General features: G+C 56.7%; 33 protein-coding genes. 1 reads left to right on the top strand and 32 read right to left on the bottom strand.

What is annotated here, in order from left to right:
• Position 1: 1 nt before the first annotated feature.
• Positions 2 to 1360 carry an ATP-binding protein gene (locus tag ACP7DW_RS11050; RefSeq protein WP_426054970.1) on the bottom strand — a complete coding sequence of 453 codons (1359 nt, stop codon included), beginning with the start codon at positions 1358 to 1360 and terminating at the stop codon, positions 2 to 4.
• The gene (locus ACP7DW_RS11045) at positions 1357 to 2085 is read right to left on the bottom strand and encodes a response regulator (RefSeq protein WP_035824023.1); all 729 of its coding nucleotides are present in this window, start codon (positions 2083 to 2085) and stop codon (positions 1357 to 1359) included. The genes ACP7DW_RS11050 and ACP7DW_RS11045 overlap by 4 nt, the downstream gene beginning before the upstream one ends.
• A gap of 198 nt (positions 2086 to 2283) precedes the next feature.
• Here ACP7DW_RS11045 and ACP7DW_RS11040 point away from each other — a divergent pair, with 198 nt between their 5' ends.
• Positions 2284 to 2805, top strand: coding sequence for a Spy/CpxP family protein refolding chaperone (locus ACP7DW_RS11040; protein WP_426085206.1), 522 nt, complete (start codon positions 2284 to 2286; stop codon positions 2803 to 2805).
• 84 nt (positions 2806 to 2889) lie between these two features.
• Here ACP7DW_RS11040 and dsbD read toward each other — a convergent pair whose 3' ends face one another.
• From dsbD to creD, 30 genes are all read right to left on the bottom strand, one after another.
• A complete protein-coding gene (dsbD, locus tag ACP7DW_RS11035; RefSeq protein ID WP_426054972.1) occupies positions 2890 to 4839 on the bottom strand; it encodes a protein-disulfide reductase DsbD in 1950 nt (649 codons plus the stop codon).
• Positions 4840 to 4997: 158 nt separating this feature from the next.
• Positions 4998 to 5390 (bottom strand): 50S ribosomal protein L17, encoded by a 393-nt coding sequence (rplQ, locus tag ACP7DW_RS11030; RefSeq protein WP_010394482.1) that lies wholly within the window; start codon positions 5388 to 5390, stop codon positions 4998 to 5000.
• Positions 5391 to 5523: 133 nt separating this feature from the next.
• Entirely contained in the window at positions 5524 to 6501 is a 978-nt protein-coding gene (locus ACP7DW_RS11025; protein ID WP_008444343.1) for a DNA-directed RNA polymerase subunit alpha, read from the bottom strand.
• 102 nt (positions 6502 to 6603) lie between these two features.
• Positions 6604 to 7227, bottom strand: a complete 624-nt coding sequence (gene rpsD, locus ACP7DW_RS11020) for a 30S ribosomal protein S4 (RefSeq protein WP_010394478.1) — start codon at positions 7225 to 7227, stop codon at positions 6604 to 6606.
• Positions 7228 to 7482: 255 nt separating this feature from the next.
• Entirely contained in the window at positions 7483 to 7887 is a 405-nt protein-coding gene (gene rpsK / locus ACP7DW_RS11015; RefSeq protein WP_010394475.1) for a 30S ribosomal protein S11, read from the bottom strand.
• Between the two features lie 17 nt (positions 7888 to 7904).
• Positions 7905 to 8270 carry a 30S ribosomal protein S13 gene (gene rpsM, locus ACP7DW_RS11010; protein WP_046681666.1) on the bottom strand — a complete coding sequence of 122 codons (366 nt, stop codon included), beginning with the start codon at positions 8268 to 8270 and terminating at the stop codon, positions 7905 to 7907.
• Between the two features lie 14 nt (positions 8271 to 8284).
• Positions 8285 to 8398, bottom strand: a complete 114-nt coding sequence (gene rpmJ, locus ACP7DW_RS11005; protein WP_010394471.1) for a 50S ribosomal protein L36 — start codon at positions 8396 to 8398, stop codon at positions 8285 to 8287.
• Positions 8399 to 8440: 42 nt separating this feature from the next.
• A complete protein-coding gene (infA, locus tag ACP7DW_RS11000; protein ID WP_005663428.1) occupies positions 8441 to 8659 on the bottom strand; it encodes a translation initiation factor IF-1 in 219 nt (72 codons plus the stop codon).
• 18 nt (positions 8660 to 8677) lie between these two features.
• Positions 8678 to 10012, bottom strand: coding sequence for a preprotein translocase subunit SecY (gene secY / locus ACP7DW_RS10995; protein ID WP_010394438.1), 1335 nt, complete (start codon positions 10010 to 10012; stop codon positions 8678 to 8680).
• Between the two features lie 32 nt (positions 10013 to 10044).
• Complete coding sequence (rplO, locus tag ACP7DW_RS10990; protein ID WP_034753211.1) at positions 10045 to 10476, bottom strand: 50S ribosomal protein L15; 432 nt, start codon at positions 10474 to 10476, stop codon at positions 10045 to 10047.
• Positions 10477 to 10506: 30 nt separating this feature from the next.
• Positions 10507 to 10686: a 50S ribosomal protein L30 gene (gene rpmD / locus ACP7DW_RS10985; RefSeq protein WP_010394435.1), complete on the bottom strand. Its 180-nt coding sequence runs from the start codon at positions 10684 to 10686 to the stop codon at positions 10507 to 10509.
• Positions 10687 to 10696: 10 nt separating this feature from the next.
• Positions 10697 to 11215: a 30S ribosomal protein S5 gene (gene rpsE, locus ACP7DW_RS10980; RefSeq protein WP_010394433.1), complete on the bottom strand. Its 519-nt coding sequence runs from the start codon at positions 11213 to 11215 to the stop codon at positions 10697 to 10699.
• A gap of 9 nt (positions 11216 to 11224) precedes the next feature.
• Positions 11225 to 11587 (bottom strand): 50S ribosomal protein L18, encoded by a 363-nt coding sequence (rplR, locus tag ACP7DW_RS10975; protein WP_071079767.1) that lies wholly within the window; start codon positions 11585 to 11587, stop codon positions 11225 to 11227.
• Between the two features lie 13 nt (positions 11588 to 11600).
• Positions 11601 to 12134 (bottom strand): 50S ribosomal protein L6, encoded by a 534-nt coding sequence (gene rplF / locus ACP7DW_RS10970; RefSeq protein WP_010394427.1) that lies wholly within the window; start codon positions 12132 to 12134, stop codon positions 11601 to 11603.
• Between the two features lie 10 nt (positions 12135 to 12144).
• Positions 12145 to 12540, bottom strand: coding sequence for a 30S ribosomal protein S8 (rpsH, locus tag ACP7DW_RS10965; RefSeq protein WP_010394425.1), 396 nt, complete (start codon positions 12538 to 12540; stop codon positions 12145 to 12147).
• 14 nt (positions 12541 to 12554) lie between these two features.
• Positions 12555 to 12860: a 30S ribosomal protein S14 gene (gene rpsN / locus ACP7DW_RS10960; RefSeq protein ID WP_010394423.1), complete on the bottom strand. Its 306-nt coding sequence runs from the start codon at positions 12858 to 12860 to the stop codon at positions 12555 to 12557.
• A 2-nt stretch (positions 12861 to 12862) separates the two neighbouring features.
• Positions 12863 to 13402, bottom strand: coding sequence for a 50S ribosomal protein L5 (gene rplE / locus ACP7DW_RS10955; RefSeq protein ID WP_010394421.1), 540 nt, complete (start codon positions 13400 to 13402; stop codon positions 12863 to 12865).
• A 6-nt stretch (positions 13403 to 13408) separates the two neighbouring features.
• Positions 13409 to 13723 carry a 50S ribosomal protein L24 gene (rplX, locus tag ACP7DW_RS10950; protein WP_034753204.1) on the bottom strand — a complete coding sequence of 105 codons (315 nt, stop codon included), beginning with the start codon at positions 13721 to 13723 and terminating at the stop codon, positions 13409 to 13411.
• 9 nt (positions 13724 to 13732) lie between these two features.
• A complete protein-coding gene (gene rplN, locus ACP7DW_RS10945; protein WP_008444317.1) occupies positions 13733 to 14101 on the bottom strand; it encodes a 50S ribosomal protein L14 in 369 nt (122 codons plus the stop codon).
• A gap of 253 nt (positions 14102 to 14354) precedes the next feature.
• The gene (gene rpsQ, locus ACP7DW_RS10940; RefSeq protein ID WP_010394415.1) at positions 14355 to 14627 is read right to left on the bottom strand and encodes a 30S ribosomal protein S17; all 273 of its coding nucleotides are present in this window, start codon (positions 14625 to 14627) and stop codon (positions 14355 to 14357) included.
• Positions 14624 to 14815 (bottom strand): 50S ribosomal protein L29, encoded by a 192-nt coding sequence (rpmC, locus tag ACP7DW_RS10935; protein ID WP_010394412.1) that lies wholly within the window; start codon positions 14813 to 14815, stop codon positions 14624 to 14626. Before rpmC ends, rpsQ begins: the two co-directional genes overlap by 4 nt.
• 12 nt (positions 14816 to 14827) lie before the next feature.
• Complete coding sequence (gene rplP / locus ACP7DW_RS10930) at positions 14828 to 15247, bottom strand: 50S ribosomal protein L16 (protein ID WP_010394411.1); 420 nt, start codon at positions 15245 to 15247, stop codon at positions 14828 to 14830.
• Positions 15248 to 15249: 2 nt separating this feature from the next.
• Positions 15250 to 16074, bottom strand: coding sequence for a 30S ribosomal protein S3 (gene rpsC, locus ACP7DW_RS10925; RefSeq protein WP_034753199.1), 825 nt, complete (start codon positions 16072 to 16074; stop codon positions 15250 to 15252).
• A 9-nt stretch (positions 16075 to 16083) separates the two neighbouring features.
• Complete coding sequence (gene rplV, locus ACP7DW_RS10920; protein WP_170840583.1) at positions 16084 to 16416, bottom strand: 50S ribosomal protein L22; 333 nt, start codon at positions 16414 to 16416, stop codon at positions 16084 to 16086.
• A complete protein-coding gene (gene rpsS / locus ACP7DW_RS10915) occupies positions 16413 to 16688 on the bottom strand; it encodes a 30S ribosomal protein S19 (protein ID WP_008444295.1) in 276 nt (91 codons plus the stop codon). Before rpsS ends, rplV begins: the two co-directional genes overlap by 4 nt.
• 10 nt (positions 16689 to 16698) lie before the next feature.
• On the bottom strand, positions 16699 to 17526 hold the full coding sequence (gene rplB / locus ACP7DW_RS10910) for a 50S ribosomal protein L2 (protein WP_010394400.1): 828 nt from the start codon (positions 17524 to 17526) through the stop codon (positions 16699 to 16701).
• A complete protein-coding gene (gene rplW / locus ACP7DW_RS10905) occupies positions 17526 to 17843 on the bottom strand; it encodes a 50S ribosomal protein L23 (protein ID WP_010394398.1) in 318 nt (105 codons plus the stop codon). The genes rplB and rplW overlap by 1 nt, the downstream gene beginning before the upstream one ends.
• Positions 17840 to 18460, bottom strand: a complete 621-nt coding sequence (gene rplD, locus ACP7DW_RS10900) for a 50S ribosomal protein L4 (protein ID WP_034753197.1) — start codon at positions 18458 to 18460, stop codon at positions 17840 to 17842. The genes rplW and rplD overlap by 4 nt, the downstream gene beginning before the upstream one ends.
• Positions 18461 to 18463: 3 nt before the next feature.
• Positions 18464 to 19120, bottom strand: a complete 657-nt coding sequence (gene rplC / locus ACP7DW_RS10895; protein ID WP_071079769.1) for a 50S ribosomal protein L3 — start codon at positions 19118 to 19120, stop codon at positions 18464 to 18466.
• Positions 19121 to 19335: 215 nt separating this feature from the next.
• Positions 19336 to 20745, bottom strand: coding sequence for a cell envelope integrity protein CreD (creD, locus tag ACP7DW_RS10890; protein WP_426054973.1), 1410 nt, complete (start codon positions 20743 to 20745; stop codon positions 19336 to 19338).
• Between the last annotated feature and the right edge of the window lie 67 nt (positions 20746 to 20812).

The following is a 20812-nucleotide window of genomic DNA, read 5'->3' as shown; positions in this document are numbered from 1 at the left end:
CTCACTTTCCAGCGTAATACTCTGGCACGATCAGGGTGACTTCCAGTCCACCGTCGACATGATTGAGCAGTGAAACCGTGGCGCCATGCTGCTCGGCGATGTTGCGCGCGATGGTCAGGCCCAGGCCCGTGCCGCCCGATTCGCGCGAACGCGAGGTCTCGATACGATAAAACGGTTCGAACACTTTGGCCAGCTGATCTGGCGCAATACCCGGCCCGCCGTCGCGGATGCGGATGCGCGCCGCGCCGGCGATGCGCTCAACGGTGACCTGCGCGTACTGGCCATATTTGACGGCATTGTCGATCAAGTTCACCAGGCAACGCCGCATGGCGATGGGCCGGGCCATCAAGGCCATGCTGGCCTGCCCGGCCAGGGTCACGTTCTGGCCGGCATCGGCCGCATCCGAGCAGACGCTATCTAACAGGGAATCGAGATCGAGCGCCTGCATCGCTTCCGTGCTGTCCATCGAGCGGGCCAGGTCCAGTCCTTCCTTGACCATGCTCTGCATGGCCGACAGGTCGCCCACCAGGCGCTCATACAATTCCGTATCGGCCACCTTTTCCAGACGCAGGCGCAGGCGCGTCAGCGGCGTCTGCAAGTCATGCGTGATGGCGGCCAGCATTTGTGTACGCTGGGAAATATGCTGGCGGATGCGCGCCTGCATGGCATTGAAGGCGGCGCTGGCCTGGCGGATCTCGCTGGCCCCGGACAGGGTCAGCGGCGGATGGTTGATGTCGTTGCCCAGGTCTTTCGCCGCCTGCGCCAGCTGTTTCAGCGGGCGCATGGTCATGCGCGTGACCAGGTAGGCGAGGATGGCGATGCTGATCAGGAAAGGCAGCAGGGTCATCCAGTCGTTATGTTCGTTGAACGGCGGTTGCTGGCGTGGCGGCAAGACCATCAGGCGCAGCACGTGGCCATCCTGCATGCGCACGTCGAGGTTTTCGCAGGTGCCGCCCCAAGGCTTGGCGCCGAACATGCCCGGCGACTGGCGCGGCTTGACACAGGCGGCCGGGCGTTCGGCCAGCGCGCTGACCTTGAAGCCTTCACCCAGCTTGGCTTGCAGGGCGCTGGAAAATTCCGTCGGCGCGCCGGGAGTATGCTCCGTGTCGGGGCGCAATTCCAGGCGCACGCTGCCCTTGTTGGCCACCTTCAGGTAGGCGGCGCGCGAGGCCAGCGGCACCACGTCGGCCGCCATCACCAGCTGCTCGGCCCGCTCGACGGCGTGGTAATCGCGGTATTGCTCGATGGCGCGCTGGCGTTCGCCCACGGCCAGCCACTGCGTCAGCGCGGCCGAAGCGACGATGCCGATCAGCAAAAACATGAAGACTCTGCCCGTCATCGACCCCAGGAAGGCCTTCACGCGTGCGGCTCCACGTTGACTTGCCCGGCCAGCACGTAGCCGCCGTTGCGCACGGTCTTGATGATTTGCGGCAAACGGGCATCTTCACCGAGTTTTTGCCGCAGGCGGCTGATCTGGATATCGATCGAGCGGTCGAACGGGTCGGCGTCGCGCCCCTGCGTCAGGTTCAGCAGCTGGTCACGGTTGAGCACGCGGTTCGGGTGTTCCAGGAACACGCGCAGCAAGCGGAACTCGGCACCCGACAGCATGATCACCAAGCCCGTGGGATTGAGCAGGTGGCGCGCCGTCAAGTCCAGCGTCCAGCCGGAAAAGCGGATTTGCTGCGCCTTGTCCGAGGGCACGTTCGACGGCATGGCATGGCTGCGGCGCAGCACGCTGCGTATGCGCGCCAGCAATTCACGCGGCTCGAACGGTTTCGGCAAATAATCGTCGGCGCCCATTTCCAGGCCCAGGATGCGGTCCAGCGGCTCATTGCGCGCCGTCAACATGATCACCGGCACCGTCGATTGGGCACGCAGCTTGCGGCACAAGGTCAGGCCATCGTCGCCAGGCAGGTTCAAATCGAGCACGATCAGGTCGGGCCGCGTTTCATCGAGGATTTTCCACATGGCCGTGCCATCCGCCGCGCCCAGGGTGCGGTAGGCGTTCGTTTCCAGGTAATCCGCCAGCAAGCTGCGGATGTCGCGGTCATCGTCGACGATGAGAATTGTAGAAGTGGGTTCCATGGTACGAATTATCCCCACTTCCCCCACCCTTGCACAGCGCATTTGTATCGTCTTGTATATAGGAGACCCGAAGAAACATATAGATACAAACTGTCTGGCAGCGGACACTTCGGGGAAACATGGCGCGTCCACCATGGATTCATGTGCAGCAGCATGCACACCTCTCATTTTTACAAAGGAATCCAGATGAACGCCTCAATGAAGACTTTACGCAAAAACTTGATCATCGCCATGAGCGTACTCGGCATGGGTGCGGCATCGCTGACCGTCCACGCCCAGGAAGCGGCCGCCAGCGCGCCTGCGGCCAGCAGCAAGATGCAACATGACGGCCATCGCGGCCAGCACCGCGGTGGCAACCCGGCCGAGCGCATGGCCAAGTACCAGGCCCGTCTGCACGACCAGCTGAAGCTGACAGCCGCGCAGGAACCGGCCTGGGCCACGTTCACGGCCGCCAATGCGCCGCAAAAACCGATGGGCGACTGGAAGGCCAGGCACGCAGCGATGGCCAAGCTGTCGGCGCCGGAGCGCATGGAACAATGGATCGCCATGTCGAAGGAACGCATCGCGGACCAGGAAAGCCATCTGGCGGCGTTGAAAACCTTTTACGCCGTGCTGACGCCGGAGCAAAAGAAAGTGTTTGACGACAGCGTGCCTGGCGGCAAGCACGGTGGCCATCGTGGTGGTCACCATGGCATGCAGCAGCACCCCAAAGCTGGGTAGGTCGGATTAGGTCCGCAGGACCGTAATCCGACAACGTTGACGTGTGCGGTGGTGTCGGGTTACGCCCTGACGGGCTAACCCGACCTACTCCTCGAGCTTGCGCAGGGAGGTCAGGAAGGTGGCTGCATTCTGGAAACCGATCACGCGCGACTGGGCGATTTCCTGCCCCTGCGGGTTGAACATGATGATGCCAGGCGGCCCGAACAGCTGGAAACGTTTCAGCATGGCCTTGTCGTCCGCGTCATTGGCCGTCACGTCCACCTGCAGCAGCACGGCTTGCCCCATCTTCTCGCGCACGGCGGGATCGACGAAGGTCAGCTTTTCCATCTCGATGCACGACACGCACCAGTCCGCATAAAAGTCAAGCAAGGCCGGCTTACCATTCAGCTGAGCCAGCGCCGCATCGAGCTGCGCCACGGTCTTTACGCGCGTAAACGGCTGCGCATGGACCTGGCCACCGCCCAGGTGCGCCAGCGGCGCCAGCGGGTCGCGGCCACCGCTGGCCACGCCCACCAGTTGCATGGCGCCCAGCACGGCAAACACCAGGCCGAAGGCCTTGGCCACCCAGGCATTCTGCGCGCCGCTCTTGCCCACCAGCAAATACATGCCATAGCCGACGAACAGCACCGTCCAGCCCAGCATCTGCACGGCGCCCGGCAGCACGGGCGAGACCAGCCACCAGGCCACGCCCAGTTGCAGTACGCCAAAGAAGCGCTTGACGGCATCCATCCAGGCGCCGGCGCGCGGCAGCAAGGTGCCGGCCGAGACGCCCACCAGCAGCAAAGGCACGCTCATGCCCACCGCCATGGCGAACAGGGCGCTGCCGCCGATGACGACGTCGCGCGTCTGGCTGATATACAGCAAGGCGCCGGCCAGCGGCGCGGCCACGCATGGCCCCACGATCAGAGCGGAAATGGCGCCCATGGTGAATACGCCCGCCAGGCGGCCCGACGATTGCTGGTTCGACACGGACGTCAGCTTGCCTTGCAGGAAAGCCGGCACTTGCAATTCATAGAAACCGAACATCGACAGCGCCAGGCCCGCCATCAGCAAGGCAAAGAAGCCCAGCACCCACGGATTTTGCAGCTTGGCCGCCAGGCCTTCGCCCGCCAAGCCCGCCGCCACGCCCAGCGCCGTGTAGACGATGGCCATGCCCAGCGCGTACGTCAGCGACAGCAGCAAGCCGCGCGAACGGCTGACCTTGGCGCCATCGCCGATGATGATCGACGACAAAATCGGCACCATCGGCAGCACGCACGGGGTGAACGCCAGGCCCAGGCCCAGCAGCATGAACAGGGGCACGATGACGAGCAGCTTGCCGCCCTTCAGCGCCGCTTCGATCTTGCCCAGCTCGTTTTGCGCGGGCGCCGGGCTTGCCGCCACGGGAACCACCGCCACAGGGTCGGGCGTGGCCGTGATATCGGGATTGGCGATGCTCAGCACGGACACGCCAGGCGACGCCTGCGCCTGCGGGCCGTTGACGGCCGCCGTGTCGATTGCCGGCGCGGCCGGCAGGGCGAATTTCGACGGCAGGCCCGTGCCGGGCGCCGTGCTCTGGCCACCGCCACCGCCCACCAGCTGGGCCGTCGCATCCTGCGGCGCATAGCACAAGCCCTTGTCGGAACAGCCCTGCCCCGTCGCCTTCAGGGTGAAGGCGCCAGCGGCCTGCACGGGAATGGTGATGGTGAGCGTCTTGCGGAACGTTTCCACGTTCTTCTGGAAAGTATCGTCAAACTTGACCTTGCCAGCCGGATACACGGGCGTGCCCAGCTTGGCGCCCACGGCGTCGAACTTGAAACGCTCATGGTACATATAGTAACCATCGGCAATCACATAGGTGACGGCGATGGTGGACGGGTCCTGCATGCGTGCGGAAAATTTGAAGGCCAGCTCGGGATCGAGGAACTCATCGTCGGCACGGGCATGGCCGGCGCCAAAAACGGCGATCAACAGGAAGCAACAGGCAGCAAACCAGGTGAGCAAAGGATGGCGTGGCGCGGCGCGCGCGGCGGCGCTGGAGAGGAAACGGGACATGAACTACCTTTTCGACCATTCGACAGAGGACGCGCGGAGCAGGCAGCGCATGTGCCGGGCCGGCGCGAAAGGAGAATAGTACACTGCGGTAAGAATGACTGCAGCAGAAAACAAAAAAGCCAGGCTAGGCCTGGCTTTCTCAGATACAACTGGCGGGATTACTCGCCAGCGATTTCAACTGCTTCGGTCGTGTCTGGACGATCCATCAGTTCGACGAACGCCATAGGAGCGTTATCGCCTACGCGGAAACCCATTTTCAGGATGCGCACATAGCCGCCGTTACGGTTGGCGTAACGTGGGCCCAATTCAGCGAACAGCTTCAGGACCATTTCACGATCGCGCAGGCGGTTGAAGGCCAGACGCTTGTTTGCCAGGCAGTCAGTTTTGCCCAAGGTCAGAATTGGCTCGACAACGCGGCGCAGTTCTTTTGCTTTTGGCAGGGTGGTTTTGATCGCTTCGTGACGCAGCAGCGATACTGTCATGTTGCGCAGCATTGCCAGACGGTGGGACGAGGTACGATTCAGTTTACGGAGGCCGTGACCGTGACGCATGATAAATCCTTTCGGTGAGTGTTTAAATTCCAGCTCTTCGATCGATGAAGCTAATGCAACATCGCGGGCCGGTTTGGTGCTTCAAAATAAAAGCCTGGGACACCTGTCCCAGGCAGTTTGCTACAACTACGAATTACTTTTCCAGGCCTGCAGGCGGCCAGTTTTCCAGCTTCATGCCCAAGGTCAAGCCGCGCGATGCCAGCACTTCCTTGATTTCGTTCAGGGACTTGCGGCCCAGATTTGGCGTTTTCAGCAGTTCGTTTTCCGAACGTTGGATCAGGTCGCCGATGTAGTAGATGTTTTCCGCTTTCAGGCAGTTCGCCGAACGCACGGTCAACTCCAGGTCGTCGACTGGACGCAACAGGATAGGATCGACCAGCGGAGCGCGCGATGGCGCTTCGGCGGCGGCTTCCGTGCCTTCCAGGGCAGCGAACACATTCAACTGATCCACCAGGACGCGGGCCGACTGGCGGATCGCTTCTTCCGGCGAGATCACGCCGTTGGTTTCGATGTTGATGATCAGCTTGTCCAGGTCGGTACGCTGTTCGACGCGCGCCGATTCAACGAAGTACGATACGCGGCGCACTGGCGAGAACGAGGCGTCCAGGATGATGCGGCCGATGGTCTTGTTCGTGTCTTCCGACAGGCGACGCACGTTACCAGGAACGTAGCCGCGGCCTTTTTCAACCTTGATCTGCATGTCCAGCTTGCCACCAGCGGTCAGGTGGGCGATCACGTGGTCAGGGTTGATCAGTTCGACGTCATGCGGCAGGTCGATGTCGGAGGCCAGGATCGCGCCTTCGCCTTCTTTTTTCAGGGTCAGGGTTACCGAATCGCGGTTGTGGACTTTGAAAACCACACCCTTCAAGTTCAGCAACAGATCGACGACGTCTTCTTGCACGCCATCGAGGGAGGAATATTCGTGGACGACGCCAGCGATCGTCACTTCGGTCGGCGCGTAGCCTACCATCGACGACAGCAGAACGCGGCGCAACGCGTTACCCAATGTGTGGCCATAGCCGCGCTCGAACGGTTCCATCACGACTTTGGCGTGACCTGCACCGAGAGCTTCAACATCGATAATACGTGGCTTCAACAAACTGTTTTGCATGAAATGTCCTTTTCAATACCCTCGGCTCATTACACCGATAAGGCTGATGGCATTAGTAAAACGCCCACTCGATCGAGTGGGCGGTGATAGTGCTAACTACTATTAACGCGAGTACAGCTCGACGATCAGCGATTCGTTGACGTCGTTAGCGATTTCGTTACGCTCTGGCAGGGACTTGAAGGTACCTTCCATTTTCTTGGCATCAACCGAAACCCAGCTAGGCATACCAACTTGTTCAGCCAGCGACAGTGCTTCAACGATACGCACTTGCTTTTTCGATTTTTCACGAACAGCAACGATGTCGCCAACTTTGACTGCGTACGAAGCGATGTTCACAACGATACCGTTCACGGTGAACGCTTTGTGGCTGACCAATTGACGCGCTTCAGCGCGGGTCGAACCAAAGCCCATGCGGTAGCAAACGTTGTCCAGACGCGTTTCCAGCAACTTCAACAGCGTTTCGCCGGTGTTGCCTTTACGACGGTCTGCTTCAGCGAAGTAGCGGCGGAATTGACGTTCCAGCACGCCGTACATGCGTTTTACTTTTTGCTTTTCGCGCAGTTGGTTACCGTAGTCCGAGGTGCGGGCGCCGGATTTGACACCGTGCTGGCCTGGTTTGACGTCCAGTTTGCACTTGCTGTCGAGCGAGCGACGGGCGCTCTTCAGGAACAGGTCAGTACCTTCACGGCGGGAGAGTTTTGCTTTAGGTCCGATATAACGTGCCACGATGCTTCCTTTTATTTATGATAACGCCCCAGCCACATGCATGATCAAACACGCTGCTGCGGTTAGGCGCTAGTCTGACTCAGCTTCAATCAGACGGTGGCTGAAAACGAAAAACCCGCCAAATGGAATTTGACAGGCAAGAACAGCCGGGCAGTATAACCGTTTCCGGCTCCCTGCTCCAGCAATTTCACACAACTGTACTAATACAACAGACAGAAAAGCAGCTGGCGCCGAAGCGCCCTCTGCAACACTATCTTAGATACGACGGCGTTTCGGTGGACGGCAACCGTTGTGCGGTACCGGCGTCACGTCCTGGATCTCGGTGATCTTGATGCCCAGGTTGTTCAGCGCGCGAACAGCGGATTCACGACCAGGACCTGGGCCCTTGATACGTACTTCCAGGTTCTTGACGCCACACTCAACAGCCACTTTACCAGCGGCTTCCGCGGCGACCTGCGCTGCGAACGGGGTCGATTTACGCGAACCCTTGAAGCCTGCACCGCCGGAGGTAGCCCACGACAAGGCATTGCCTTGACGATCGGTGATGGTAATGATGGTGTTATTGAACGAAGCGTGGACATGTGCAATGCCTTCAGCGACGTTCTTTTTAACCTTTTTACGCACGCGTGCTGATGCGGCGTTATTTTGCGACTTAGCCATAATTATTCCCTAGCGGATTATTTTTTCAGCGATTGAGCGGCTTTACGCGGTCCCTTGCGGGTACGTGCGTTCGTACGCGTACGCTGGCCACGGCAAGGCAGACCCTTACGATGACGCATGCCGCGGTAGCAACCCAGATCCATCAAACGCTTGATGTTCATGGACAGTTCACGACGCAGATCGCCTTCGACGATGAATTTACCTACTTCATCGCGCAGTTTTTCCAGTTCGCTGTCATCCAGATCTTTGATCTTTTTGTTGGTTGCTACACCGGTCGATGCACAGATTTTCTCTGCGCGTGGACGGCCCACACCGTAGATGGCTGTCAGGCCGATAACGGTATGCTGATGATTTGGGATATTAACCCCTGCAATACGTGCCATTTGTTATTCCTCGATTAACCTTGACGCTGCTTGTGACGTGGTTCCACGCAGATTACGCGGACTACGCCTTTGCGCTTGATGATCTTGCAGTTGCGGCAGATCCGCTTGACTGATGCGAGAACTTTCATTTTTGGGCTCTTTCTTTCGCTTCTTTGGTTTGATTCAGTGTGTTACTTGGTACGGAACACAATGCGGGCTCGGCTCAAGTCGTACGGCGTTAACTCCACCGTCACCTTGTCTCCAGGGAGAATGCGAATATAGTTCATCCGCATTTTACCTGAAATATGCCCGAGCACCACGTGTCCGTTCTCCAGCTTCACTCGAAATGTTGCATTTGGGAGATTCTCAAGAATCTCGCCCTGCATCTGTATGACGTCGTCTTTTGCCATTCGGTATGTTTACCGCGCTTAACGCGTCGGAATTCCGCCCTTGAAATTTGCTTTGCGCAGCAGCGAATCATATTGCTGCGACATCACGTAGTTCTGTACTTGCGCCATAAAATCCATGGTGACAACTACAATAATCAATAAAGAAGTACCGCCGAAATAGAATGGTACTTTCCACTGGGCTTGCATAAATTCCGGCAATAAACACACCAGGGTGATGTAGACTGCGCCGGCAAGTGTCAAGCGTGTCAGGATCTTGTCGATGTAACGGGCTGTCTGCTCGCCTGGACGAATCCCGGGAATGAACGCACCGCTTTTCTTCAAGTTATCTGCTGTTTCCTTGCTGTTAAACACCAGCGCTGTATAGAAGAAACAGAAAAACACGATCGCCACTGCGTACAACAGCGCATGGATAGGCTCACCAGGCCCCATCGATGCTGCCAAATCTTTCAAGAACCGCACCGCAGGGTTAGCGTTGTCGGCGCCCTTTGAAAACCAGTCCACGATAGTGGCCGGAAACAAGATGATCGAAGAAGCAAAGATCGGCGGGATCACGCCGGCCATGTTCAGCTTCAACGGCAAATGGCTGGTTTGACCGCCATAAATCTTGTTGCCTACCTGGCGCTTCGCGTAATTGACCAATATTTTGCGCTGACCACGTTCGACGAATACAACGAAGTACGTTACCAGTGCTACCAGGATCACGATGAAAATCGCGCTGAAGCTGCCGATCGAACCATTCGACACCTGAGTGAACAAGCCACCCAACGCCGACGGCAGACCTGCTGCAATCCCGGCAAAAATGATGATCGAGATGCCATTCCCCAAGCCGCGCTCGGTAATTTGCTCACCCAACCACATCAAAAACATTGTTCCGGTCAACAAAGTGACGACCGTCACGAAGCGGAATGCAAGACCAGGTTCCAACACCAGACCAGCTTGCGACTCCAGTGCGACTGCAATGCCTAACGCTTGGAACAGTGCCAGGGCAACCGTGAAATACCGGGTGTACTGGGTGATCTTGCGACGACCTGCTTCGCCTTCTTTTTTCAACGCTTCCATCTGCGGTGACACGATCGACAGCAATTGCATGATGATCGAGGCCGAGATATAAGGCATGATACCCAGCGCAAACACTGTAAAACGAGACAAGGCACCGCCCGAGAACATGTTGAACATGCCCAGGACGCCGCCTTCGTGCTCCTTGAACAGCGAGGCTAATTGTGTCGGGTCAATCCCGGGAACCGGGACGTGAGCACCGATACGATAAACCACCAATGCGCCAAGCAAAAACCAGAGCCGTCCCCAAGGGAAACCAGCCGCTGCACTTTTAGCAAGTTGTGGATTAGTCGCCAATTTTCGCTCCGATCAAGCTGTTAGCGGTCAACTCAGGCTACCGAGCCGCCGGCTGCTTCGATGGCGGCTTTCGCGCCAGCGGACACTTTCAAGCCCTTCAAATTCACCGCTTTGGTGATTTCGCCGGACAAGATCACGCGCACGTCACGGGCCAACACGCCCAGAACGCCAGCTTGCTTCAAGACCAGAATGTCGACATCGCCAACAGCCAGGTTGTTCAGATCGGACAGGCGCACTTCAGCTTTGAAGGTTGCGTGCATCGATTTGAAACCGCGCTTAGGCAGACGGCGTTGCAGAGGCATCTGACCGCCTTCGAAACCGACTTTATGAAAGCCGCCCGAACGCGATTTCTGACCCTTGTGACCACGACCCGAGGTTTTACCCAGGCCGGAGCCGATACCGCGACCGACGCGACGCTTGTAGTGCTTAGCGCCTTCGGCTGGTGCAATAGTATTCAATTCCATGATTTGCTCCGTTCGTGTAAGCCCGAAGGCTTACCCGACAACTTTAACGAGATACGATACTTTATTGATCATGCCGCGTACGGATGGGGTGTCTTGCAATTCGGAAACCGAATTTACACGACGCAGACCCAGACCGCGCACGGTAGCGCGATGCGATTCGCGCGTACCGATCAAGCCCTTGACCAATTGCACTTTGACTGTGTTTGTCATTTTGTCCACCTTAAGCCAGAATGTCTTCAACCGACTTGCCGCGTTTGGCAGCGATATCGGAAGCAGTGCTCATTTTCGACAGGCCGTCCAGCGTAGCGCGTACCAGGTTGTATGGGTTGTTCGAACCGGTGGATTTCGCCACCACGTCCGTCACGCCCATCACTTCGAAGATAGCGCGCATGGCGCCACCAGCGATCACGCCAGTACCAGGCTTAGCTGGGTTCATCAGGACCTTGGAGGCGCCGTGACGACCAACAACCGTGTGATGCAAGGTACCGTTTTTGAGCGGTACTTTGATCAGGTTGCGACGGGCTTCTTCCATTGCCTTCTGCACGCCAACTGGCACTTCTTTCGATTTGCCCTTGCCCATGCCGACGCGGCCATCGCCATCACCAACTACGGTCAGCGCGGCGAAACCCATGATACGACCACCCTTGACCACTTTGGTCACGCGGTTGATCGCGATCATTTTTTCGCGCATGCCATCATCCGGCTTGTCGCTTTGCATTTTTGCTTGCATTTTTGCCATGATTGATCCTTAGAACTTCAGACCGGCTTCGCGTGCGGCTTCTGCCAACGCTTTCACACGGCCGTGGTAACGGAAACCGGAGCGGTCGAACGCAACTTCGGTAATTCCTGCTTTCAACGCTTTTTCAGCGACGCGCTTGCCGATCAAGGCTGCAGCAGCGGCATTGCCGCCTTTGCCGGATTGGCCTGCCAGTTCAGCGCGAACTTCCGCTTCAGCCGTCGAGGCCGAAACCAGGATTTTTGCATCCGGGCTGATCAGGTTGGCGTAAATGTGCAGGTTGGTGCGATGCACCGACAAGCGATTTACTTTCAATTCCGCAATCTTGATGCGGGTTTGGCGTCCGCGGCGAAGCCGTGATTCTTTCTTATCCATCGTCAGCCCCTAATTACTTCTTCTTGGTTTCTTTAAGCTTAACCACTTCGTCCGCATAGCGAACGCCCTTGCCTTTATAAGGCTCAGGAGCGCGGTAAGCACGAACTTCAGCGGCTACCTGGCCAACCTGTTGACGGTCGATACCTTTAATCAGGATCTCGGTCGGGGTTGGTGTTGCGCAGGTAACGCCAGCTGGCATGTCATGCACTACAGGGTGCGAGAAACCCAGGGACAGATTCAACTTGTCGCCTTGAGCTTGCGCCTTGTAACCCACGCCTACCAGGTTCAGCTTTTTCTCGAAACCCTTGGTGACGCCAACAACCATGTTGTTGACCAGTGCGCGCAGCGTGCCGGACATGGCATTGGCTTCGCGGCTGTCGTCCGCCACGTCGAAACTCAGGGTTCCTGCATTGTTTTCCACTTTGACCTGGCCGGTGAGGGCCTGGGAAAGTACGCCCAGCGGGCCTTTTACGGTGATCGCTTGTGCGGAGATGGCGACTTCGGCGCCAGCTGGCACTACGATAGGCATTTTAGCTACTCGAGACATGTGTAACTCCTTAAGCCACGTAGCAAATAACTTCGCCGCCGACACCGGTAGCGCGTGCTTTGCGGTCAGTCATGACGCCTTGCGGAGTCGACACGATCGCCACACCCAAGCCATTCATCACAACAGGGATCTCGTCTTTACCCTTGTAGACGCGCAGACCCGGACGGGACACGCGCTCCAAGCGCTCAATGACGGGACGGCCAACATAATACTTCAAACCGATTTTCAGTTCCGCTTTGCCACCAGCTTCGGTAACAGCGAAATCTTCAATGTAACCCTCGTCCTTCAGGACGCTGGCAATCGCAATTTTGACTTTCGACGATGGCATGGCCACGGTCGTCTTTTGCACGCCTTGTGCATTGCGAATGCGGGTCAGCATATCGGCGATAGGATCGCTCATACTCATTGCATATTCTCCTATTACCAGCTTGCTTTTGTCATACCCGGAATTTCACCACGCATGGCGAATTCACGGAGCTTGATACGACCCAGACCGAATTTACGGAATGTGCCGCGCGGACGACCAGTGATGGCGCAACGGTTACGTTGACGCGTCGGGTTCGAGTTACGTGGCAGCGCCTGCAATTTCAGGCGAGCTTCGTAGCGCTCTTCTTCCGATTTCGATTGGTCATCGACGATGGCCTTGAGAGCTTCGCGCTTAGGGGCGAATTTCGCCACCAGGTCAGCACGCTTGATCTCACGATTAATCAGTGACAGTTTGGCCATGATCAGTTCCTGAAAGGGAATTTAAAGGCGGCGAGCAAAGCTTTGGCTTCGTCATCGGTCTTAGCGGTTGTCGTGATGCTGATATTCATACCGCGCAACGCGTCAATCTTGTCGTATTCGATTTCAGGGAAAATGATCTGTTCCTTGACACCGATGTTGTAGTTACCACGACCATCAAATGCACGGCCGTTCACACCACGGAAATCGCGTACGCGCGGCAGAGCCACGGTAATGAAGCGATCCAGGAACTCGTACATGCGAGCGCCGCGCAGGGTGACCATCGTACCGATCGGGTAACCTTCACGGATTTTGAAGCCTGCGATCGCTTTGCGGGACTTGGTGGTCACTGGCTTCTGGCCGGCGATCTTGGTCAAGTCAGCAACTGCGTGCTCGAGAACTTTTTTATCCGCGATAGCCTCACCAACACCCATGTTCAGGGTGATCTTGGTCAGGCGTGGAACTTCCATTACCGACTTGTAACCAAACTTGCTGGTCAGGTCGGCAACGACTTTTTCTTTATAGAATTCTTGGAGACGTGCCATGATTTCTTAAGCCTTCACTACTTCGCCGGAGGATTTAAAGATGCGAACTTTCTTGCCGTCCACTTCTTTGAAACCCACGCGATCTGCCTTGCCAGTCGCTGCATTAAACAATGCAACGTTGGACACGTGAATTGGCATGGTCTTATCGACGATACCACCAGTTACGCCAGTCATCGGGTTTGGCTTAGTCGCTTTTTTAGCGATGTTAATGCCGTCAACCACGATATGTTCAGCATCGATACGCTGCTGTACCACACCACGTTTGCCCTTGTCTTTCCCGGTCAGAACGATGACTTCGTCGTTTTTACGAATCTTATCCATTACGACTCCTTACAGGACTTCCGGTGCCAGGGACACGATTTTCATGAACTTCTCAGTACGCAGTTCGCGTGTGACAGGTCCAAAAATACGGGTACCGATCGGTTCCAGCTTGGCGTTCAACAGAACGGCGGCATTGCCGTCGAACTTCACCAGGGAACCGTCTTGGCGGCGAACACCTTTAGCGGTGCGCACAACCACGGCGTTATAAATTTCACCTTTTTTGACACGGCCACGTGGCGCAGCAACCTTGACGGTTACCTTGATCACATCGCCAATGCCAGCATAACGGCGCTTGGAGCCGCCCAATACCTTGATGCACATTACTTCTTTGGCACCGGTATTGTCAGCCACTTCGAGCCGGCTTTCAGTTTGAATCATAGTATTCTCTTTCCCAACTTAAGCCGAAGAATCCACACAATGTAGACCCACGGTCAGTCTTGGTCCCGCCAGAGCCGCCCTGCTGGGCTTCACTGTTTGGGTGCATGACCTTCATACATTAACTGACCGCGAATGCTACTGTCTGTGACCAGACACTTTGCGGCGTTACATGAACGAAGCCCGCAAGTATTACATACAATTTGCGGGCCTGCAAGTACTAATTAAAAGCCACCGCCGAAACGGTGGTTTTTATTTAAACGGTTGGTGCGGCTTGAACCACACGTGTCACCGTCCATGCCTTCGTTTTGGAGATCGGGCGACCTTCCTGGATCTCGACCGTATCACCGGCCTTGACTTGGTTGGTCTCGTCATGCGCGTGATACTTGTTCGAGCGCATGATGATCTTGCCATACAAAGGATGTTTTACGTGGCGCTCGATCAGAACGGTAACGGTCTTGTCCATCTTGTCCGAAACCACTTTACCGATCAGCGTGCGCTTGAGCGACTGTTTCACTGGTTCGTTCATTTGGCTTCCTTCAGATTCATTACCGTCTTCACACGCGCGATATCGCGGCGTACCTTCTTGAGCTGCGAAGTGTTGCTCAGCTGCTGCGTAGCGATTTGCATACGCAGGCCGAACTGTGCCTTCAACAAGTCATTCAGCTCTTTTTGCAGAGCTGGCTGGTCTTTGCCGCGGAGTTCAGATGCTTTCATATACAACTCCAATTATTGGCCGACTTGGCGGATGACAAACGTCGTCGCCAGTGGCAGTTTAGAGGCGGCAAGACGGAAAGCTTCCCGTGCCAGCGCTTCATCAACGCCATCCATTTCGTACAGTACTTTACCTGGCTGAATTTCAGCGACGTAGTACTCAGGATTACCTTTACCGTTACCCATACGGACTTCAGCCGGTTTGTTCGAAATCGGTTTGTCCGGGAAAATACGGATCCAGATACGGCCACCGCGCTTGATGTGACGCGTCATTGCACGACGCGCCGCTTCAATTTGACGCGCAGTGATACGACCGCGCGCAACTGCCTTCAGACCGAATTCGCCAAACGACACGGCGGTGCCGCGGCTGTGCGAAATACCGGTATTACGGCCTTTCTGCTCTTTACGATACTTTCTGCGTGCTGGTTGCAGCATGATTATTCTCCTGCTTTCTCAGCTGGTGCTGCTGCGGCGGCCGGTTTAGCGGCGGTACGCACACGTGCACCTGGTGCTGTGGATGGTTTCGCACCGGCACCGGCTGGACGTGGACGGCCAGCTGGCTTGCCATCGTCACGGCGTGGGCCGCGGCTTTTCTTCTCGTCAGCTGGGGTATCGATGACTGGTGCATCGCCGTTAGGCGCGCGGTCACCTTTGTATACCCACACCTTGACACCGATGATGCCGTAGGTGGTCGACGCTTCGCTGGTACCGTAGTCGATATCGGCGCGCAGGGTATGCAGAGGCACGCGGCCTTCGCGGTACCACTCTTTACGCGCGATTTCGATACCGTTCAGACGGCCGGACGACATGATCTTGATACCGAGAGCACCCAGGCGCATTGCATTTTGCATTGCACGCTTCATGGCGCGGCGGAACATGATCCGTTTTTCCAGCTGCTGAGCGATCGAATCGGCGATCAGTTGCGAGTCGATTTCTGGCTTGCGAATTTCTTCGATGTTCACGTGAACAGGTACGCCCATGATCTTGGTCAGCGCGGACTTCAGTACTTCGATGTCTTCGCCTTTTTTACCAATGACCACGCCTGGACGCGAGCTGTAGATCGTGAAGCGCGCGTTCTTGGCTGGGCGCTCGATAACGATGCGACCAACGGAGGCGTTCTTCAGTTTCTTTTTCAGGTAAGCACGTGCTTTCAAGTCTTCGTTCAGCATGGCAGCGAAATTACCGTTGCCTGCATACCAGCGCGAAGCCCAGTTACGGGTGACCGCCAGACGGAAACCGGTTGGATGAATTTTCTGACCCATCGTGGCTCCTTAGTTACCGACAGTCACGTAAACGTGACAGGATTGTTTCGAAATACGGTCGCCACGGCCTTTTGCACGCGCGGTGAAGCGCTTCAGGACGGGGCCCTTTTCGACGTAGATCGTTTTCACGAACAATTCGTCGATGTCCGCACCATCATTGTGCTCGGCATTCGCAATAGCGGATTCCAGAACACGTTTGATGATCGCAGCACCTTTTTTCGGGCTGAATTGCAAGATGTTGAGTGCAGCGTCAACTTTCTTGCCACGGATCAGGTCAGCAACCAGGCGGCCCTTTTGGTCCGACAGGCGCACACCTTTGAGGATAGCTTTAGTTTCCATTATTTCTTAGCCTTTTTGTCAGCTGCATGGCCCTTGAACGTACGGGTCAGTGCGAATTCGCCGAGCTTGTGACCAACCATGTTTTCGGAAACATAAACCGGCACGTGCAGCTTGCCGTTATGAACCGCGATCGTCAGGCCGATAAAATCCGGCATGATTGTCGAACGACGCGACCAGGTTTTGATTGGCTTTTTGTCTTTGGCTGCTTGCGCGGCTTCAACTTTTTTCACCAGGTGGGCGTCACAGAACGGCCCTTTTTTCAATGAACGTGTCATGTGCTACCCCTTATTTCTTGCCGCGGCGCGAGACGATCATGGAAGTCGTACGCTTGTTGCTGCGTGTTTTCTTACCCTTGGTCTGTTGGCCCCATGGCGAAACTGGATGACGACCAGCTGCTGTTTTACCTTCACCACCACCGTGCGGGTGATCGACCGGGTTCATGACCACACCGCGAACGGTAGGACGAACACCGCGCCAGCGCATCGCGCCAGCTTTACCGATTTTACGCAGGCTGTGCTCGGCATTGCCGACTTCACCAACCGTTGCACGGCACTCGATGTGCACGCGACGTACTTCACCCGAGCGCAGACGCACTTGAGCGTAGGTACCTTCACGTGCCATCAGCACAACGCCAGCGCCAGCGGTACGTGCCATTTGGGCACCTTTACCTGGCAGCATTTCGACGCAATGCATCACGGTACCGACTGGGATGTTACGGATTGGCAAGCAGTTACCCGATTTGATCGGTGCTTCCGAACCGTTCATCACGCTGTCGCCAACGGCCATGCCTTTGGTTGCGATGATGTAGTGACGTTCGCCGTCGGCGTAGCACAACAGAGCGATATTCGCGGTGCGGTTTGGATCGTATTCGATACGTTCCACTTTCGCTGGAATACCATCTTTGGTGCGCTTGAAGTCGATCAAGCGATAGTGTTGCTTATGACCACCACCGATATGACGGGTGGTGATGTGACCGTTGTTGTTACGACCAGCGGTCTTGGATTTCTTTTCAACCAGGGCAGCGAACGGACGACCTTTGTACAGGTCTGGGTTCACCACCTTTACCATGCCGCGACGGCCTGGCGAGGTTGGTTTCATCTTAACGAGTGCCATTATGCAGCCTCCTCGGAGAAGTTGATTTCCTGGCCAGGCTTCAGGCACACGAAAGCACGCTTGGTATGGTTACGACGACCGTTGAACTTGCCGGTGCGTTTCTGCTTACCTTCGCGGTTTGCAGTTTGCACGGACAGAACTTCGACCTTGAACAGCAGTTCGACCGCTGCCTTGATTTCAGGCTTGGTTGCATCCGGCAATACGCGGAATACAATTTGCTCGTTCTTTTCCGCGACCATGGTGGCCTTCTCGGAAATCACGGGCGCCAACAGCACCTTCATCAAGCGTTCTTCGCTATGTTTCAAAATCGCGCTCATGCCAGCATCTCCTCAATCTTGGCCAATGCAGCTTTGGTGACCAGGATCTTCTTGTAGAACACCAGGGACATCGGGTCTGCGTGACGTGGCTCAACGACGAGTACGTTAGGCAGGTTGCGCGATGCCAGTTCCAGGTTTTCGTTCAGAACGTCGGTGATGATCAGAACCGAATCAAAGCCCAGGCCGTTCAATTTTTGCGACAACAGCTTGGTCTTCGGCGCGTCGATCGTCAGATCGTCGATGACGATCAGGCGCTCTTCGCGAGCCAGCTGCGACAAGATCGAGCAGATACCTGCGCGATACATCTTTTTGTTCACTTTGTGGGTGAAGTTTTCGTCAGGCGAGTTCGGGAAAATCCGACCACCGCCGCGCCACAGTGGCGACGACGACATACCAGCACGAGCGCGGCCGGTACCTTTTTGGCGCCATGGCTTTTTCGTCGTGTGGTGAACTTCTTCACGGTCTTTTTGCTTGCGGTTACCACTACGTGCATTCGCTTGATACGCGATGACGACTTGGTGGATCAGCGCTTCATTGTAGTCACGGCCGAAAATCGTATCGGCTGCAGCAACGTTCGAGGCGGCTTGACCTTGCGCATTCAGAAGCTTGAGTTCCATCGTTTAAGCTCCCTTCTTGGCTTTGGTTTTGATGGCTGGCGAGACAACTACCTGGCCATTTTTCGCACCTGGAATCGCGCCTTTGACCAGCAACAGCTGACGGTCGGCATCGATACGGGCGATCACGAGGTTCTGGATCGTACGGTTAACGTCACCCAGATGACCGGTCATGCGCTTACCAGGGAAAACGCGACCTGGATCTTGTGCCATACCGATGGAACCTGGAACGTTGTGCGAACGCGAGTTACCGTGCGTTGCACGGCCAGAAGAGAAGTGATAACGTTTGATAACGCCTGCATAGCCTTTACCAATGGTAACGCCTTGCACGTCGATCTTTTGACCGACTTCGAACAGGGAAGCAGCGACAACATCGCCAGCTTTCAGTTCAGCGGCTTTAGCAGCATCGACACGGAACTCTTTCAACAGAGTACCGGCTTCAACGCCAGCTTTAGCGTGATGACCAGCAACAGCTTTGGTCACGCGGGAAGCGCGACGTTGACCGAATGCGACCTGAACAGCGGAGTAGCCATCTGTTTCAGGGGTTTTGATTTGCGCAACACGGTTGTTCGATACGTCCAACACGGTGACCGGGATCGAATCCCCTTCATCCGTGAAAATGCGCATCATACCAACCTTGCGACCGAGAAGGCCTAGGCTCATTTTTTCTCCATTCCCACCTGCGATTGGGCGGGGCTTGTTTAACTACAAAGTAACGTAGGATCCAAAAAAGACGAATCCATACCGAAGCCGGCTAGTATATAGCACAAAAACCCTTGACGCAACAAGTTAACACGAGGTATGTCAAAGTGTTGCGCGACGCCCCTGCGACAGTTGCCAGGGGCACTGCAAAGATCGATTAATGTAGCATACATCGCCTATTCATGCGGCTCTGCAGCGGGTGCCACTGCGCCCTTGCCCACTTGATACCAGTCAACTTTGCGCGTCGCCACCATGATGGCGGCCAGCACGGCGAACAACAGGATGCTGCCCATCACCAGCGCATTGTTTTCCGAGCTCAGCAAGCCATACAGGGCGCCATACAGCAGCGTCAACGCCATGCCGAAGCCGATGCCGCGCCAGGCATTGTGCAGCACGTGCGCCAGATAAAAGCTGGTCAGCGCAATACAGGCGGCGCTGGCGATCAGGTAGGCGGCGAGGAAGGCGATGTGCTCGGCCAGGCCTACCAGCAGCAGGAAGAAGATCACCAGCGACAGGCCCACCAGCAAGTACTGCACCGGGTGGATCGGCAGGCTCTTCAGAATTTCAAAGATGAAGAAGGCGGCAAAGGTCAGCGCCACGAACAGCAAACCATACTTGGTGGCGCGGTCCGATTGCGAATACACGTTCACCGGCTCGATGAAGCCCACGCTGAAGCGGTCCACCTGGCCCAGCGGCGCACTGTCGGGCACCTTGAATTCCCCCTCAATGGTGCTCAGCTGCGTTTGCGCATTCGTCGCCAGCGACGAGATATTCCACGCCACATTAAAGCCCTGGGCATCGATCTGGCGATGTTTCGGCGACGGCAGGAAGCGCCCGCCAAACTGCGGATGGGGCCAGTTCGACTTGATGCGGATCTGGCTGTTCTTCGCCACCGGCACGAAATGCTGGCGTTCGATGCCGTCCAGGCCCAGGTCAAAGCTGAATTTCACCTGTTGCGCCTGCGCCAGCGGCATGGCGCCCAGCGGCGCGTGCAGGCCGCTGCGGAAGGCAAACAAGTCGCTGCCCTGCTCGAACTCGATCTGCTGCCCGCCCCAGTCGATTGTCGGGATATTGCGGATGCCGCGCACGTCCTCGATGGAGAGCGCGACGAAAGGCGTGCCCAGGGTCATGCGCGAGTCCGGCGACTTGCGTGGCAACTGCGTGCTGGCCGGCACCGTGAAGTCGCCCTTGAAGGCATGCTGGCCGCTGTAGACCAGCACCTGGTGGATGCCGCGGTAGCGGCGGTCCGTGTCGATATTGCCATTGATCTGCAACTCGTTCGGATACACGAGCAAGCGGCGCTGCACCGTGCGATGCAGCAACTCCGTGCGCACAGGCGCTTTCGCTTCCCTGTCATCGCCTTTGGCCACCTCCACGCGCTCTTCATATTGCTCCGTGTAGGGGATCACCAGGATGGGACCGATGATGGTTTGTTCGCGCACCGAATCGGCGGCGATGCTGTTGACGGCTTCCTGGCGGAATTCCATCCGCTCCTTGATCGTTTCCTGAATCATCAGCAGAGGCAGGCCGATCAGCAACATCAGGCCGAACACGATCAACGCTTTGACGAAGAGAGTTTTTTGCATGGCGCATCCTTGAAGTAAGGAGGCCAGTGTAGAAAAATCATGTGCGCTGATGATGCGCTGCGTGTGA

Source organism: Janthinobacterium sp. PSRC1-1, from assembly GCF_049897525.1.
Taxonomy (GTDB): domain Bacteria; phylum Pseudomonadota; class Gammaproteobacteria; order Burkholderiales; family Burkholderiaceae_D; genus Janthinobacterium; species Janthinobacterium tructae.
The sequence above is the reverse complement of the archived record's forward strand: the minus strand, read 5'-3'. Positions and strand labels throughout refer to the sequence as shown.

What these genes read in the sequence shown, in the direction of transcription:
- rpsH (WP_010394425.1), bottom strand. Translation starts at nt 12,540, where the DNA reads ATGAGTATGAGCGATCCTATCGCCGATATGCTGACCCGCATTCGCAAT.
- rpmC (WP_010394412.1), bottom strand. Translation starts at nt 14,815, where the DNA reads ATGAAAGCATCTGAACTCCGCGGCAAAGACCAGCCAGCTCTGCAAAAA.
- creD (WP_426054973.1), bottom strand. Translation starts at nt 20,745, where the DNA reads ATGCAAAAAACTCTCTTCGTCAAAGCGTTGATCGTGTTCGGCCTGATG.
- rpsK (WP_010394475.1), bottom strand. Translation starts at nt 7,887, where the DNA reads ATGGCTAAGTCGCAAAATAACGCCGCATCAGCACGCGTGCGTAAAAAG.
- dsbD (WP_426054972.1), bottom strand. Translation starts at nt 4,839, where the DNA reads ATGTCCCGTTTCCTCTCCAGCGCCGCCGCGCGCGCCGCGCCACGCCAT.
- rpsM (WP_046681666.1), bottom strand. Translation starts at nt 8,270, where the DNA reads ATGGCACGTATTGCAGGGGTTAATATCCCAAATCATCAGCATACCGTT.
- rpsE (WP_010394433.1), bottom strand. Translation starts at nt 11,215, where the DNA reads ATGGCAAAAATGCAAGCAAAAATGCAAAGCGACAAGCCGGATGATGGC.
- rplP (WP_010394411.1), bottom strand. Translation starts at nt 15,247, where the DNA reads ATGCTGCAACCAGCACGCAGAAAGTATCGTAAAGAGCAGAAAGGCCGT.
- ACP7DW_RS11040 (WP_426085206.1), top strand. Translation starts at nt 2,284, where the DNA reads ATGAAGACTTTACGCAAAAACTTGATCATCGCCATGAGCGTACTCGGC.
- infA (WP_005663428.1), bottom strand. Translation starts at nt 8,659, where the DNA reads ATGGCAAAAGACGACGTCATACAGATGCAGGGCGAGATTCTTGAGAAT.
- rplB (WP_010394400.1), bottom strand. Translation starts at nt 17,526, where the DNA reads ATGGCACTCGTTAAGATGAAACCAACCTCGCCAGGCCGTCGCGGCATG.
- rplD (WP_034753197.1), bottom strand. Translation starts at nt 18,460, where the DNA reads ATGGAACTCAAGCTTCTGAATGCGCAAGGTCAAGCCGCCTCGAACGTT.
- rpsS (WP_008444295.1), bottom strand. Translation starts at nt 16,688, where the DNA reads ATGACACGTTCATTGAAAAAAGGGCCGTTCTGTGACGCCCACCTGGTG.
- rplN (WP_008444317.1), bottom strand. Translation starts at nt 14,101, where the DNA reads ATGATTCAAACTGAAAGCCGGCTCGAAGTGGCTGACAATACCGGTGCC.
- rplX (WP_034753204.1), bottom strand. Translation starts at nt 13,723, where the DNA reads ATGGATAAGATTCGTAAAAACGACGAAGTCATCGTTCTGACCGGGAAA.
- rplR (WP_071079767.1), bottom strand. Translation starts at nt 11,587, where the DNA reads ATGGATAAGAAAGAATCACGGCTTCGCCGCGGACGCCAAACCCGCATC.
- rpsC (WP_034753199.1), bottom strand. Translation starts at nt 16,074, where the DNA reads ATGGGTCAGAAAATTCATCCAACCGGTTTCCGTCTGGCGGTCACCCGT.
- rplO (WP_034753211.1), bottom strand. Translation starts at nt 10,476, where the DNA reads ATGGAATTGAATACTATTGCACCAGCCGAAGGCGCTAAGCACTACAAG.
- rplW (WP_010394398.1), bottom strand. Translation starts at nt 17,843, where the DNA reads ATGAGCGCGATTTTGAAACATAGCGAAGAACGCTTGATGAAGGTGCTG.
- rpmD (WP_010394435.1), bottom strand. Translation starts at nt 10,686, where the DNA reads ATGACAAACACAGTCAAAGTGCAATTGGTCAAGGGCTTGATCGGTACG.
- rplF (WP_010394427.1), bottom strand. Translation starts at nt 12,134, where the DNA reads ATGTCTCGAGTAGCTAAAATGCCTATCGTAGTGCCAGCTGGCGCCGAA.
- ACP7DW_RS11045 (WP_035824023.1), bottom strand. Translation starts at nt 2,085, where the DNA reads ATGGAACCCACTTCTACAATTCTCATCGTCGACGATGACCGCGACATC.
- rpsN (WP_010394423.1), bottom strand. Translation starts at nt 12,860, where the DNA reads ATGGCCAAACTGTCACTGATTAATCGTGAGATCAAGCGTGCTGACCTG.
- rplC (WP_071079769.1), bottom strand. Translation starts at nt 19,120, where the DNA reads ATGAGCCTAGGCCTTCTCGGTCGCAAGGTTGGTATGATGCGCATTTTC.
- ACP7DW_RS11025 (WP_008444343.1), bottom strand. Translation starts at nt 6,501, where the DNA reads ATGCAAAACAGTTTGTTGAAGCCACGTATTATCGATGTTGAAGCTCTC.
- rpsQ (WP_010394415.1), bottom strand. Translation starts at nt 14,627, where the DNA reads ATGAACGAACCAGTGAAACAGTCGCTCAAGCGCACGCTGATCGGTAAA.
- rplE (WP_010394421.1), bottom strand. Translation starts at nt 13,402, where the DNA reads ATGGCACGTCTCCAAGAATTCTATAAAGAAAAAGTCGTTGCCGACCTG.
- rplQ (WP_010394482.1), bottom strand. Translation starts at nt 5,390, where the DNA reads ATGCGTCACGGTCACGGCCTCCGTAAACTGAATCGTACCTCGTCCCAC.
- rpmJ (WP_010394471.1), bottom strand. Translation starts at nt 8,398, where the DNA reads ATGAAAGTTCTCGCATCAGTCAAGCGGATCTGCCGCAACTGCAAGATC.